Source organism: Larsenimonas rhizosphaerae (assembly GCF_026240105.1).
GTDB lineage: Bacteria > Pseudomonadota > Gammaproteobacteria > Pseudomonadales > Halomonadaceae > Larsenimonas > Larsenimonas rhizosphaerae.
Window position 1 is genome coordinate 346174 of the sequence record NZ_JAPIVE010000004.1, and the last position, 13571, is coordinate 359744.

The window sequence follows — 13571 nt, forward strand, 5'->3', positions numbered from 1 at the left end:
CCGGCATGCCATCCTTGCAGCCGGGCACTATTGAAGGCCAGCTCATGACTCTAACAGAACTTCGATACATCGTAACCTTGGCGCAGGAACGACACTTCGGTCGGGCAGCAGAGCACTGTTTTGTGTCTCAGCCTACGCTGTCGGTGGCCGTCAAGAAACTTGAGGAAGAGCTGGGGGTGGCCCTGTTCGAGCGCAGTAAATCCACCGTTCAGGTTACCCCTCTGGGCGAAAAGATCATCGCTCAGGCCCAGCGCGTCCTGGAGCAGGCCGGCGTTATCAAGGAGCTGGCTTCCGAAGGCAAGGATCAGCTGTCCAGCCCACTGCGGGTGGGTGCGATTTATACCATTGGCCCTTATCTCTTTCCGCATCTGGTGCCCATCCTGTCGCAGCTGGCCCCTAAAATGTCGCTGTACATTGAAGAGAACTTCACCGGCGAACTGCGGCGCAAGCTGCGCAGCGGGGAACTGGACGTCATTGTGGTGGCACTGCCCTTCAACGAGCCCGATGTGCTGACCAAGGTCATGTATGACGAGCCCTTTGAAGTGCTGATTCCAACCGATCACGACTGGGTCAGGCATGAGGCCATCGAGAAGGAGTGGCTGCTCAATGAACGTCTGCTCCTGCTGGGTGAAGGCCACTGCTTCCGGGACCAGATTCTGGAAACCTGCCCTGCGCTCAACGTTCAGCTCACCAACCCGACCAATACACTGATTGCCGAAGGTGGATCGCTTGAAACCATTCGGCACATGGTGGCCTCCGGGCTGGGTATTACCATTCTGCCCAAGTCGGCAACCGGCACCCGGCACTATGAAAGCGGCATGCTCGAAAGCCGGCCGTTTACCGAGCCGGAACCCAGCCGTAGCGTAGCCATCGCCTGGCGCACCAGCTTCCCGCGCCCCAAGGCCATCGATGCCCTGACCAACGCCATACTGAAGTGTCCGCCAGCAAAGGGTGACACAACCTCATGAGTGATGTGGCCACGCTGAGCCACCCGATCAGCGCCCTCAAGGGCGTCGGGCCGGCGCTGTCGGAAAAACTGGCGCGCCTGGGTGTCAGCGTCGTGGCAGACCTGTTGTTTCACTTGCCTCACCGCTATCAGGACCGTACGCATATCACGCCCATTGGTCATCTGCGCAGTGGTCGGGAAGCGGTCATCGAAGGCGAGGTGACCGCCAGCGAGGTTGTCGTGGGGCGACGACGAAGCCTTCTGGTCCGCATGAAGGATGATACCGGCATCGTTTCCCTGCGCTTTTTTCACTTTGGTCAGGCCCAGACCAGCCAGTTCGCTCGTGGGATACGCGTACGCTGCTTTGGCGAGGCACGCGCCGGCAGCACCGGACTGGAGCTTTATCATCCCGAATACCAGCTGGTCGGGCGACATGATGCTCCGATAGAAGAACAGCTGACACCGATTTATCCCACCACCGAAGGCCTGCCCCAGCCACGGCTTCGCGCACTGATGGGTCAGGCGCTGGAAATTTTCGATACCACGCCGTCGGCCCTGCCCGACCTGATTCCCGCCCCCCTGCGCAGCCGCTTCGCGCTGCCGGCCCTTCACGATGCGCTGCACTATATTCACAGACCGCCACCGGAAGCACCGCTGGAACAGTTGATCGAAGGGACTCACCCGATGGTATCGCGGCTGGCGCTGGAGGAAATGCTGGCGCATCAGCTAAGCCTTCGTCAGGTACGTCGCCGCATTCAGCAGGACGCCGCCCCGGCACTGGGCAGTGGGGCCAGCCTGAATGCTCGCTTTCTGGCCGGTCTGCCGTTCGCACTGACCAGCGCCCAGCATCGTGTTCTCAACGAAATAAACGGTGATCTGCAACGGGCGTTGCCCATGCTGCGACTGGTCCAGGGCGATGTTGGTTCGGGCAAGACCGTGGTCGCGGCAATGGCCATGCTCGGCGCCGTGGCGCATGGCTATCAGGCTGCACTGATGGCACCGACCGAACTGCTGGCAGAACAGCACTACCGCACTCTTAAGCAGTGGTTCGAACCGCTGGGCCTCACGGTGGACTGGCTTGCCGGACGCCTGAAGGGCAAATCACGCCTGGACGCCAAGGCGCGTCTGGCCGATGGCACCGCACATGTTGCGGTCGGCACACACGCCCTGTTTCAGGAAGATGTCGCGTTTCACCGCCTGGGACTGGCCGTTATCGATGAACAGCACCGCTTCGGCGTTCATCAGCGTCTTGCACTGCGCGAAAAGGGGGAAGCGGTCGGTATTACGCCTCACCAGCTGGTAATGACGGCAACCCCGATTCCCCGCACGCTGGCCATGAGTGCCTACGCTGACCTTGATGTCTCCGTGATTGACGAACTGCCTCCTGGGCGCACACCGGTAAAAACCGTGGTGGTTCCGGATGAACGCCGTAACGAGATCATTGATCGAATCGAAAACGCCTGCGCCGAGGGGCGCCAGGCCTACTGGGTCTGCACTCTGATCGAGGAATCCGATGCACTGCAGTCCCAGGCCGCTGAAAGCACCCTTGAACGATTGACCGAACACCTGCCGGGGCTGGCCATCGGTCTGGTGCATGGTCGCATGAAGGCTGCCGACAAGGCGGCTGTCATGGCAGCCTTCAAGGACGGCGAGCTGGATCTGCTGGTTGCCACTACCGTGATCGAGGTCGGTGTCGATGTTCCCAATGCCAGCTTGATGATCATCGAAAACCCCGAGCGCCTCGGGCTGGCCCAGCTGCACCAGTTGCGCGGCCGGGTCGGGCGGGGATCGGTCGAAAGCTTCTGTGTCCTGCTCTATCATCCGCCACTGTCAGGCTCGGCCCGCGAACGACTGGGTGTCATGCGCGATACCAATGATGGCTTTCGCATTGCCGAGAAAGACCTTGAACTGCGAGGCCCGGGGGAAGTGCTCGGAACGCGCCAGACCGGGCTGATCGGCATGAAAGTGGCCGATTTGACGCGCGACAGGGGGCTGCTCGACAGTGTTCGCGCCTGTGCCGATGCCGTGGTCGACAACGAGACTGTCAGTGAAGCGCTTATCCAGCGCTGGGTCGGGCGCGAGGCCAATCGGTACGGCCAGGTCTGACCGTTAGCGCCTCAGATAACGCAACAGCGCCTGCAGGGTATCGAGGCGTGCCACATCACCTACTACCCGGAGCCGATGGCTCATCAGCGCTTCACGAAAATGCCGCGGGGAGGGCCGTTTCAGAAAGGCCACCGCTGCATCTGCATCGCGAAAGCGCAGCTCCAGTTGCGTCGATATCGGCAGCCCTTCGCCCGCCTCCACCCCGTCGGCATGAAGATGGTAATGCCGCGCCACGCTTAAATCTTCCAGTCCGATCCCGAAATGCAACGGCCCCTTTTCAGCTACGGCATCGCGAAACTCGGGCTGGCGACGCCAGGCACGCTTGAGCAGCTGCCCAAGCATCCACAAGACAAAACGCAGTTTCATACGGCCTCCGAAGGCAGAGTCATACCTGCATCCTAGGCCAAAAAAAATGCCGGCGATATGGCCGGCATTTACGTTCAGTGGTTCGGTCTTAACCGGCCACGGAATCCTTCAGCTTCTTGCCGGGCTTGAACGCGACAGTCTTGCTTGCCGGAATGTTCAGCGGTGCGCCGGTCTGCGGATTCTTGCCGGTACGTGCGGCACGCTCACGCACGGTAAAGGAACCAAAACCGATCAGGGTAACGTCTTCACCCTTGGCAACCTGGCTCGTAATCTCATCCAGAATCACGTTCAGTACCTGACCGGCCTTGTCCTTGGACAGATCCGCCTGTTCTGCAATCGCAGCAGCAAGTTCGGGCTTACGCATAAAGTCTCCTGAAAAGTGCAATGGCATGGCAATGAGGCCGCGCACTGTTGATTATCAATGGTATCGACCCTCGCCAGCCGATCTGCATTCGGCTGTCCTGGTGCGGCTCCACAGGGGGGCCGTGTGTCGAACACGGCCTAGCCTAGCAATCACGGCCCCCCTGTAGCCAGCATTACGTCACTGGTGGCGACGATTTCCTTCATATGGATACATCTCATCAATCCTGCTGACATATCCTCACCATTGGGTCATGGCAGCTCGCACTTTATACTGCTGCCCCCACCAAGGAGCTGATGGCATGTCCTTTTTTACTCGCTGGCGCCCTGTCACGCCCTGGCCACCCTCCGTCCCTCGGGCCTGGCAGCCATGGCTTGCCTCCACGGATTCGCTGACCGCCCGCCTGAGCAGCGCCATGCCCACCCCCTTGTCAGTTGTGCTGACGCACGAAGGAACAGGGCTGCCTGCCGCCGATGAGCAGCACCGACTGAAACAGTCCGGGCGCCGCTACATGCTGACGCGTGAGGTGCTGCTTTGCTGCGGCCATACGCCCTGGGTAGCGGCGCGCTCCGTGGCGTTGCTTACTCCGAGCGCGCAACAGCTTCTTGCCGGCATGGGCCGTACTCCTCTGGGGCACTGGCTGTTTACTCAGCCAGACACGGTGCGCTCACCGCTCGAGATGACTCTGTCTGCATGCTCTTCGATCGCCAGTCCTGATTTACAGCCTCTCATCGGGCGCCGCTCGGTATTTACCCACCCTCGAATCACCCTGCTGGTACAGGAATTTTTCCTGCCTCCCATGGGGATGGCGCTGGCCCTGCCGCCGCCCGGGCCAATGCGCTAGACTGAGCGACACATTTATTACCCCTACCGGAGTGATACCGCCGCCATGCTGCGATTGCCGCCCCCCTTTCAGCGACTGCCCGACTTTCTGCAACTGATGCGGCTTGACCGGCCCATCGGCACCTGGCTTTTGATGTGGCCGACCATGGCGGCAGTGTTTCTGGCCGCCGATGGCCAGCCGGAACGTGCCAACCTGGTGATCTTCCTGCTGGGGGTATACGTGATGCGCGCCGCCGGCTGCGTGATCAATGATTATGCAGACCGGGATTTCGATGGCCATGTGGAGCGCACCCGTACCCGGCCACTGGCGACCGGGCGCATCAGCGCCCGGGAGGCCCTGACCCTGTTCGTCGCCCTTCTGGCCCTTGCCTTTGCGCTGGTATGCTTGACCAACGCCTTTACCATCTGGCTGTCACTTGGCGGGGCGCTGCTCGCAGCGATTTACCCGTTCATGAAGCGCTACACCCATTTTCCACAGGCCGTGCTGGGTGCTGCCTTCGGGTGGGCCATTCCGATGGCCTTTGGTGCAGCACAGGGCGAGGTACCGGCCATTGCGTGGTGGCTCTTTTTTGCCAATGTGGCCTGGACGCTGGTCTATGACACTCAATACGCCATGGTAGACCGCAACGATGACCTGAAAATCGGCATCAAATCGACGGCGGTGCTGTTCGGCAGGCAGGACCGATTCATCATCGGATTGCTTCAATTGCTGGTACTGGCGCTGCTGTTCATGCTGGGACTGGCCGCGCGTCTTGACGGCTTTTACTGGCTGGGGCTTGTGGGCATGGGAATGACCTTCCTGTATCAGCAGCGCCTGATCTGGACACGTTCACGCGAAGGCTGTTTCAAGGCCTTTCTGAACAATCACTGGACCGGCGTACTCCTGTTTGCAGGCATTGCGCTGTCGGTCTGGCCCTGACACCCCAGGGAACGCGCTGCGGCCATATTCATTGCACGTGTCATACTCCTGTCATGCCAGCGCGTTAAAACTGTCACCACCTTGTCATTATTCGCGCCGTACTGCCCCTGTACAGCGCGACCTCAACGGGAAACAGGTGCATGAAGTCCAGGACCGTACTGATAGTGGATGACGAAGCGGCCATTCGGGAGATGGTCGCCATTGCCCTCGAAATGGCTGACTTTGATGTTATCGAAGCCAGTAATGCGCAGGATGCCCACGCGCTGATTGTCGATCACCAGCCGGACCTGGTGCTGCTGGACTGGATGATGCCGGGCCTCAGTGGTATTGAACTGGCTCGGCGGCTCAAGCGTGACACCACCACCGCGGATATTCCGGTCATTCTGCTGACTGCCAAGGGCGAGGAAGACAACAAGGTGGTCGGCCTTGAAAGCGGCGCCGATGACTATATCGTCAAGCCCTTCTCTCCCCGTGAGCTGATCGCTCGTCTCAAGGCCGTACTGCGTCGTACCACCCCCAAGGGCATGGAAGATGTGGTCGAGGTGGAGGGACTGCGTCTGGACCCGTCCAGCCACCGGGTCAGCGGCAATGGCACTCCGATCGAGATCGGTCCGACCGAGTACCGACTGCTGCAGTTTTTCATGACGCATCAGGAGCGCGCCTATACTCGAGCCCAGCTGCTTGACCAGGTCTGGGGCGGCAATGTGTATGTCGAGGAACGCACGGTCGATGTACATATCCGCAGGCTGCGCAAGGCGCTGGGTGACCCCTGGCAGAACCTTGTTCAAACCGTGCGGGGCACCGGCTACCGCTTTTCGATTCAGGCCTGATCACCCTGCGAGGCACACATGCACTACTGGACCAATGAGCTGTGGCGTTTGGCCTATCTGGTCATCGGGTTCGGCTTGCTGGGGGCCTTGCTCGGCGTCGGCGGATGGGGTGTGGCCCTCGGGCTTGCCGTGCACATGGCCTTTACCCTGGCGCACCTTAAAAAGCTGTATGCCTGGCTCAATGCGCCGGTACACCAAAAGCCTCCCGCAGGGGATGGCGTCTGGGGCGATCTGTTTGATCGCCTTTATCGCTACCAGAAAAGCCAGACGCAACTGCAGGGGCGATTACGCCGGGTACTGACCCGTGTGGAAGAATCTTCCGAGGCAATGCGTGACGGCATCGTAATGCTGGACCCCCAGGGCCATCTTGACTGGTGGAACAGCGCCGCCGAGCAGATGCTCGGGCTGGACGCCAGGCACGACCGGGGTCACCACGTGGCCAATTACCTTCGCGACCCGCACTTCATTTCCTATTTCACCACGGGCGAGTACCAGGAGCCGGTCCTTTTTTCATCACCGGCTCATGACGGTCGCACCATCGAAGCCCGTATCACGTTGTTTGGTGACAATGAACGGCTGGTGCTGGTACGCGACGTCACTCGGCTGCAGCGACTTGAACAGACCCGCCGGGACTTTGTCGCCAACGTCTCCCATGAACTGCGCACGCCGTTGACCGTGCTGTCCGGCTATCTGGAAACCTTTCTTGATCAGGCCTCGAGTCAGCCGGATACCGTGCCACGCCGCCTGACCCGTGCCTTCGGCCAGATGCAGGGGCAGACACACCGGATGCAGAACCTGGTGGATGACCTGCTGACCCTGTCCCGGCTCGAAACCAGCGAGCGTCAGACGGAACGTCAGCCGATCGATATGGCCAGCATGTGCCAGTGGATTCAGGAAGACGGCGAGGCCCTGTCCCAGGGCCGTCATCATTTCCTGGTCGAGGTCGAAGAGCCGCGCGCAATTCTGGGCGAGGAACGCGAAATTCGCAGCGCCCTGTCAAACCTGGTCATCAACGCCGTACGCTACACCCCGGACGGGTCGACCATTACCATCCGCTATGCCACACATGAGCGTGGCGCCATGGTCGAGGTCATTGATGATGGTGATGGTATCTCCGCGACTCACCTGTCACGTCTGACCGAACGCTTCTACCGGGTCGACAAGAGCCGGTCTACCGAAAGCGGCGGTACCGGACTGGGGCTGGCCATCGTCAAACATGTGCTGCTGCGTCACGATGCCCGCCTGGATATCGAAAGCGATATTGGCCAGGGTGCCGTCTTTCGCTGCATCTTCCCCGCCTCCCGGCTGGATGCACCGGCCGGCACAGGCAACTTCCCCCGCTGAAACAGAGCCCCGCCCATGATAGGCTCGAGCCCTGTCATCGATCATTGGAGCCCGGCTCTTCATGACCTTATCTCGCTGGGGGCTGGCCGTGCTGCTAGCGCTCCTTGCCGGCTGCAGCACAGCCCCCATCGCGGTTCATCAACGGCATGACCCAGGCCCCGTGCCACTGCGCGCCAACGGGCCGGCCGATACCTACAGTGACCATCATGCCCTTGACGTCCGTCCAGGCTATCGGGTGGATCACCACTACCCTGCACATGTCAGCAGCCACCGCATACGCTTTCTGGTGCTGCACTTCACCAGTGACGACAATGCCGCCGCCTTTCGAGCGCTTCAGGGTCCGAACGTCAGCGCGCATTACCTGATCACCGCCAACCCGGCCCGATCGGGCAGCGTGCCCGTGGTGCTTCAAATGGTCCCGGAAGCACGCCGCGCCTGGCATGCCGGTGTCAGCGCGTGGCAGGGTCGTCATCACCTGAACGACACCTCGATCGGCGTGGAGATCGTCAATGACGGCCCCGAGGAAGGAACGCTGGCCGGCTGGGCGCCCTATTCCGACACGCAGATTGAAGCCCTCATTGCCCTGGCCCGGGACATCCAGGCGCGATACCACCTGAACCCGACCGAGATCGTCGGTCATTCCGACATCGCACCACGGCGCAAGGTTGATCCAGGCCCCCTGTTCCCGTGGAAACGTCTCTACGAGGCAGGCATCGGCGCCTGGCCAAACGATGATGTAGTAGCCGGTTATCAGCGTCATTTCAACCGGCATCCGCCACCTCTTCATGCCTTTCTGACGGCCCTGGCTGCCTATGGCTATGACGTGACGCCGGTAACACGGCTGGATGATCAGGCTCGTGCAGCCGTTCGCGCCTTCCAGATGCATTTCCGGCCCGCTGATTACTCGGGCGAGCCGGATACACAGACTGCCGCCATCCTGTGGGCGCTGCTGGCCAGATATCACCCCCGAGCCCTGTGCACCGACGAGACCAACGATCACATGCCGTCTTCCTGCCTGCCCTGAGCCCCGATGAGCGAGGGGCAGCGACCTCGGGATGGCGCATGTATACACATGCAAGATCCCCTAGTGCTTTAGGCTAAATTTCTGCCGCAAATATCGCCATTTGGCCGCGATACCGATACATGTGTATACATCTGTTCCACGCTCTCACTGTAAGAGGTGACGCATGCTTTCCCACAGCCATTCTCTGAATATCTGCGCTGCGGTGGTGTCCCTTCGGCATACAACCTGCCCGCCGTCCCACGCGGTACTCCTTCCCGGGGGGCATTCATGCGCCAGTCACTGACAGCTCTGCTGACACTTCGAAGCTGGATACTCGATGGCACCCTGCCGGCCGGCGAGCGCCTGTGGGAAGCCACACTGGCCGCGCGCCTGAATGTGTCGCGCACCCCGCTTCGGGAAGCACTGGTTCATCTTGAGCACGAAGGGCTTGTCGAGGGAGCCGACCGGGGCGGCTATGCGGTACGTGGCTTTTCACCGGCCTATATCAGGCAGACCATCGAGATTCGCGGCACGCTTGAGGGTCTGGCCGCACGCCAGGTGGCAGAGGCAATGCCCTCGGCGCAGCAGCTTGAGCCGCTGCATCAGATTGTCGAGCACATCGATGAAATCGTGACACAGCCCCATCTCGGAGAAGATGCCCTGAGCCGCTATATGGAACTCAACAGCGAGTTTCACCGGCGTCTGCTTGCCCTTGCCGACAACACCGCACTGAGCGAAGCGCTAACGCGCATCGCACACCTGCCCTTTGCATCGCCTGATGCCTTTGTCATGGGCTACGCCCACTCGGCCCCGGCACACCGCCTTCTGTTCATCGCCAACGACCAGCACCGCTGCATGGTAGATGCCCTTTCCAGAGGAGACGGTGCCCGTGCTGAACAGATCGCCCGTGAGCACGCACATATCGCCCGGCGCAATCTGGACAACGCCCTCGAACATCCGGCAAGTCTCGAAGCCATGAGAGGCAGCACACTGATTCGTCACCCGTGAACGTGACGCGGCACTCGGTACTCGGTACTCGGTACTCGGTACTCGGTACTCGGTACTCGGTACTACTACCCACCGGATCACAATAACAATGAGAGATCACCCATGACGTCAGATCAGACCACGCATACCGACCCACGTACCCTGCTCGATGATGCGCCCATGGGGCGGGCACAGATCCTGGCCGTGGCCATCACCGTCGCCCTGAATGCACTTGATGGCTTCGATGTGCTGGCCATCAGCTTCGCTGCTCCCGGTATCGTGGCCGAGTGGAACATCAACCGGGCCGAGCTCGGAGTGGTGCTGGCAATGGAACTGATCGGCATGTCGCTGGGATCCATCATGCTGGGCGGCCTGACAGACCGCTTCGGGCGCCGACCGGCCAACCTTGGCTGCCTGATGCTGATGACCGTGGGCATGCTGCTGTCGGCCACGGCCGGCAGTGTGATCGAACTGGGCATGTGGCGGGTACTCACCGGCATCGGAATCGGCGGAATGCTCGCCTCGATCAATGCCACGGCAGCCGAGTATGCCAACCGCAAGAGCCGCAATCTGTGCGTATCGCTGATGGCGATCGGTTATCCGCTGGGGGCTATTGTCGGTGGCACCATCGCCGCCCAGTTACTGCGGCTGTTTGACTGGCGGGCGGTCTTTTTCTTCGGTGCCGGCATGACGGCACTGATGATTCCGCTGACCTTCATTCTGCTCAAGGAAACCGTGCCCTATCTGTGCCAGCGACGGCCGGCCCATGCACTGGAGAAGGTCAACCGTGAACTGAGGCGTTTGGGACACCCGACCGTGGACCGGCTGCCGGAGGTGTCTACCGACCATGACGAGACATCGCCGCTGGCCATTTTCAACCCGGCCATGCTCCGCACCACACTGATGCTGACGCTGGCCTACTTCATGCACATCGCCACCTTTTATTTTCTGCTGAAATGGATACCGGAAATTGTCGTAGGCATGGGATTTACGCCCGCCCATGCTGCTGGAGTGCTCATCTGGGCCAATATCGGCGGTGCCTCGGGCGGCATCCTGCTGGGGCTTCTGGGCCGGTACCTGCCAATACGCCAGATCACCATGGCCGCACTATGCCTGTCGGTCGTCACGGTGATCTGGTTCGGTCAGGGCGCCAATTCGCTGGCACACATGTCTCTGGTGGCCGGCCTTACCGGGTTTTGCACCAATGCCGGCGTGGTGGGCCTGTATGCCCTGTTTGCCCAGCGCTTTCCTACCGCGCACCGAGCTTCCGGCACCGGCTTTGCCATTGGTGTTGGACGGGGCGGAGCCGCGCTGTCACCGATCGTGGTGGGGGTGCTTTTCACCATGGGCCTGGGACTGCAAGGCGTGGCGGTAATCATGGCTCTCGGCGCGGCCATTGCCGTGGCAGCCCTGCTGATACTGGGCAAATCACCCGCGGAAATGAACAAACAGGCAACTCGACCGGACGGCAGGACATGACAGACGTTCACGCCAGTTTGCCGGCGTGAACGTGCAAAGGCTTAGCTGGATGCCAAAGCGTCCCAGTTGAAGGGTTTCGGTGGCCGATCACCCTTGAGGCCGGCCACCATGTTCTGCACGGCAAGCTCGGCCATGGCATAACGGGTCTCATGCGTGGCAGAGCCGATGTGGGGCAGGGTTACGGCATTATCGAGCCGGGTCAGTGGCGACGTTGCCGGCAACGGCTCGACCTCGAACACATCAAGCCCTGCGGCACGAATCGTGCCCTGCTCCAGCGCCGTGATCAGTGCGGCCTCATCGACGACACCACCTCGGGCAATATTGATGAAAAGAGCATCCGGGCCCATCGCTTCGAACTGAGGCTGGCCGAACATGTGCCGGGTCTGCTCAGACAGCGGCACGGTGACACAGATGATGTCGGACGTGGCCAGCAGCTCATCAAGGGGCTTCCACTCGACACCAATATCCTTCTCGACCGTCTCATGGCGTGATCGGTTGTGGTAATTGACGGTCATCTCGAAGCCGAATTTCGCCCGACGGGCAATGGCCTGACCGATCCGCCCCATACCGACGATCCCCAGTGTCTTGTGATGCACATCAACGCCGAATTGAGGCTCATCAAGGCTTGCGTTCCACTCGCCATTCTTGACCATGGTGGCAAGTTCAACGGCGCGCCGCGCCGTGGCCAGTACCAGCAGGAAGGCGGTATCCGCGGTGGTCTCGGTCAGCACATCCGGAGTGTGGCACAGCACAATCCCGCGACTGGACAGATAGTCGATATCGTAATTATCCACCCCGACCGACACGCTCGACACCACTTCAAGGTGCTCGGCACGCTCAAGCAGGGCCCTGTCCAGCCTGACACTGGCGCCCAGCAGCCCGTGGGCCTTTGGCAGAGCAGCCAGAAACTCCTCGTCCCGGGTCAGATTCGACCGGCCGGTGAAGTCCAGCACGTGGCAGGCCTGCTCCAGCCGCGCCATCAGATCGGGCTTGAGCGGACGCTGGTACACGATGACGGTTTTTTTATCTGACATAACATTCCCCTGACTCTGAACAAGCATGCAAGAAGGTGGTGGTTCAGCGAGACGCCGCTGCCGCGACGGCTTCGCCCCTGGGTGCCTTTTCCGTGGCAGGCCTGACGCACAGTATCAGTGCCGCCGAGACTAGAAGTGCAGACCCCATGGCAATATAGGACGCCGAGGAGCTGCCGGTCATGCCGTTCAGATAACCCACACCATAGGCACCCAGAAATCCGCCCAGCGCGCCACAGGAGTTGACCAGTGCCATGGCCCCGCCCGCCACGTTGCTTGGCAGCAGCTCGGGAATGATGGCAAAAAACGGACCATAGGGCGCATAAAGACCAAAGCCGGCCACGATCAACAGCGCATAAGACCACCAGAAATGATCGGCACCAAGGATCCAGGAGCCCATGAACGCCAGCCCCGCGACACACAACGGTGGCCAGACAAAGTGTCGTCGATTCAGGTATTTATCGGACCCCCATGAGACCAGCAGCATGCCGATGACTGCCGCCAGATATGGCGCAGAGGACAACCAGCCGGTGGAAACGATATCCAGGCTGCCAGCCTTCGACAGCATCGACGGCAGCCACAGGACAAAGCCGTAGACACCGATACTCCAGCAGAAGTATTGCAGGCATAGCAGCAGTACCTGCGGCGTCTTGAAGGCACTCATGTAATTCTTGACCGGCTTCAGATCGCGCTGCTCCTCAGCCAGCGACTGACGAATGGCAGTCTTTTCATCATCATTGAGCCAGGTGGCCTGTTCCGGCTTGTCGACCACCAGGAACCACCAGAAAACGGCCCAGATCAGCCCGGGCACCCCTTCAATGATGAACATCCAGCGCCAGTCGGTGTGCTCGATCAGGTACCCTGACAGCACTGACATCCAAAGAATGGTGACCGGGTTGCCCATGATCAGGAAGGTATTGGCTCGTGACCGCTCGGCCCGGGTAAACCAGTGACTCAGATACACCAGCATCGCCGGCATGACGGCCGCCTCGGTCACGCCCAGCAGGAAGCGAATAACGATCAGCGCATTGACGTTCGGAATGATGCCAGTGAGCGTCGCCAGCGCACTCCAGGCAATCAGGCACCAGAAGATCAGTACCTTGGCGCTGCGCTTTTCCGCATAAATCGCCCCGGGTACCTGACAAAAGAAGTAGCCGAGAAAAAACAGTGACCCCAGCAGCGAGGACACCGCCGGCGTGATGTTCAGGTCATCAGCCATGCCACCCGCCACGGCAAATCCGTAGTTGGCACGGTCTACATAGGCCAGTGAGTAGGTGATGAATACTATCGGCATCAAATACCACCAGCGCCGAACGGGCAGATGTCTCATCGTGATGCTCCTTTTGCCGGACCTTC

13 protein-coding genes are annotated in these 13571 nt (G+C 60.7%); 9 read left to right on the top strand and 4 right to left on the bottom strand.

Annotation, left to right across the window (positions count from 1 at the left end):
* Positions 1-44: 44 nt before the first annotated feature.
* Positions 45-968: a hydrogen peroxide-inducible genes activator gene (locus OQ287_RS14285; protein WP_250938158.1), complete on the top strand. Its 924-nt coding sequence runs from the start codon at positions 45-47 to the stop codon at positions 966-968.
* Complete coding sequence (recG, locus tag OQ287_RS14290; protein ID WP_250938156.1) at positions 965-3052, top strand: ATP-dependent DNA helicase RecG; 2088 nt, start codon at positions 965-967, stop codon at positions 3050-3052. Before OQ287_RS14285 ends, recG begins: the two co-directional genes overlap by 4 nt.
* 3 nt (positions 3053-3055) lie before the next feature.
* Here recG and OQ287_RS14295 read toward each other — a convergent pair whose 3' ends face one another.
* Positions 3056-3418, bottom strand: coding sequence for a hypothetical protein (locus OQ287_RS14295; protein ID WP_265896883.1), 363 nt, complete (start codon positions 3416-3418; stop codon positions 3056-3058).
* Positions 3419-3506: 88 nt separating this feature from the next.
* Positions 3507-3782: an HU family DNA-binding protein gene (locus OQ287_RS14300; protein ID WP_250938154.1), complete on the bottom strand. Its 276-nt coding sequence runs from the start codon at positions 3780-3782 to the stop codon at positions 3507-3509.
* Between the two features lie 298 nt (positions 3783-4080).
* Between OQ287_RS14300 and OQ287_RS14305 the strand changes: the two genes are divergently transcribed.
* The 7 genes from OQ287_RS14305 (at position 4081) to OQ287_RS14335 (ending at position 11184) form a co-directional block, all read left to right on the top strand.
* Positions 4081-4623 carry a chorismate--pyruvate lyase family protein gene (locus OQ287_RS14305; protein ID WP_265896884.1) on the top strand — a complete coding sequence of 181 codons (543 nt, stop codon included), beginning with the start codon at positions 4081-4083 and terminating at the stop codon, positions 4621-4623.
* Between the two features lie 45 nt (positions 4624-4668).
* Positions 4669-5541 (top strand): 4-hydroxybenzoate octaprenyltransferase, encoded by an 873-nt coding sequence (ubiA, locus tag OQ287_RS14310; RefSeq protein WP_265896886.1) that lies wholly within the window; start codon positions 4669-4671, stop codon positions 5539-5541.
* A gap of 140 nt (positions 5542-5681) precedes the next feature.
* Complete coding sequence (phoB, locus tag OQ287_RS14315) at positions 5682-6371, top strand: phosphate regulon transcriptional regulator PhoB (RefSeq protein WP_250938151.1); 690 nt, start codon at positions 5682-5684, stop codon at positions 6369-6371.
* Between the two features lie 18 nt (positions 6372-6389).
* Positions 6390-7715 carry a phosphate regulon sensor histidine kinase PhoR gene (phoR, locus tag OQ287_RS14320; RefSeq protein WP_265896887.1) on the top strand — a complete coding sequence of 442 codons (1326 nt, stop codon included), beginning with the start codon at positions 6390-6392 and terminating at the stop codon, positions 7713-7715.
* A 61-nt stretch (positions 7716-7776) separates the two neighbouring features.
* A complete protein-coding gene (locus tag OQ287_RS14325) occupies positions 7777-8739 on the top strand; it encodes an N-acetylmuramoyl-L-alanine amidase (protein WP_265896888.1) in 963 nt (320 codons plus the stop codon).
* A gap of 267 nt (positions 8740-9006) precedes the next feature.
* Positions 9007-9726 carry a GntR family transcriptional regulator gene (locus tag OQ287_RS14330; RefSeq protein WP_265896889.1) on the top strand — a complete coding sequence of 240 codons (720 nt, stop codon included), beginning with the start codon at positions 9007-9009 and terminating at the stop codon, positions 9724-9726.
* A 102-nt stretch (positions 9727-9828) separates the two neighbouring features.
* Entirely contained in the window at positions 9829-11184 is a 1356-nt protein-coding gene (locus OQ287_RS14335) for an MFS transporter (RefSeq protein WP_250938147.1), read from the top strand.
* Between the two features lie 41 nt (positions 11185-11225).
* On the opposite strand, the gene OQ287_RS14340 is transcribed toward OQ287_RS14335, so the two are convergent.
* The gene (locus tag OQ287_RS14340) at positions 11226-12218 is read right to left on the bottom strand and encodes a 2-hydroxyacid dehydrogenase (RefSeq protein ID WP_250938146.1); all 993 of its coding nucleotides are present in this window, start codon (positions 12216-12218) and stop codon (positions 11226-11228) included.
* A 43-nt stretch (positions 12219-12261) separates the two neighbouring features.
* Positions 12262-13545, bottom strand: coding sequence for an MFS transporter (locus tag OQ287_RS14345; protein WP_250938145.1), 1284 nt, complete (start codon positions 13543-13545; stop codon positions 12262-12264).
* Positions 13546-13571 lie beyond the last annotated feature (26 nt).

Bases quoted from the DNA above. Each gene is read 5' to 3' on its own strand.
- OQ287_RS14285 (WP_250938158.1), top strand. From the start codon at position 45: ATGACTCTAACAGAACTTCGATACATCGTAACCTTGGCGCAGGAACGA.
- recG (WP_250938156.1), top strand. From the start codon at position 965: ATGAGTGATGTGGCCACGCTGAGCCACCCGATCAGCGCCCTCAAGGGC.
- OQ287_RS14295 (WP_265896883.1), bottom strand. From the start codon at position 3,418: ATGAAACTGCGTTTTGTCTTGTGGATGCTTGGGCAGCTGCTCAAGCGT.
- OQ287_RS14300 (WP_250938154.1), bottom strand. From the start codon at position 3,782: ATGCGTAAGCCCGAACTTGCTGCTGCGATTGCAGAACAGGCGGATCTG.
- OQ287_RS14305 (WP_265896884.1), top strand. From the start codon at position 4,081: ATGTCCTTTTTTACTCGCTGGCGCCCTGTCACGCCCTGGCCACCCTCC.
- ubiA (WP_265896886.1), top strand. From the start codon at position 4,669: ATGCTGCGATTGCCGCCCCCCTTTCAGCGACTGCCCGACTTTCTGCAA.
- phoB (WP_250938151.1), top strand. From the start codon at position 5,682: ATGAAGTCCAGGACCGTACTGATAGTGGATGACGAAGCGGCCATTCGG.
- phoR (WP_265896887.1), top strand. From the start codon at position 6,390: ATGCACTACTGGACCAATGAGCTGTGGCGTTTGGCCTATCTGGTCATC.
- OQ287_RS14325 (WP_265896888.1), top strand. From the start codon at position 7,777: ATGACCTTATCTCGCTGGGGGCTGGCCGTGCTGCTAGCGCTCCTTGCC.
- OQ287_RS14330 (WP_265896889.1), top strand. From the start codon at position 9,007: ATGCGCCAGTCACTGACAGCTCTGCTGACACTTCGAAGCTGGATACTC.
- OQ287_RS14335 (WP_250938147.1), top strand. From the start codon at position 9,829: ATGACGTCAGATCAGACCACGCATACCGACCCACGTACCCTGCTCGAT.
- OQ287_RS14340 (WP_250938146.1), bottom strand. From the start codon at position 12,218: ATGTCAGATAAAAAAACCGTCATCGTGTACCAGCGTCCGCTCAAGCCC.
- OQ287_RS14345 (WP_250938145.1), bottom strand. From the start codon at position 13,545: ATGAGACATCTGCCCGTTCGGCGCTGGTGGTATTTGATGCCGATAGTA.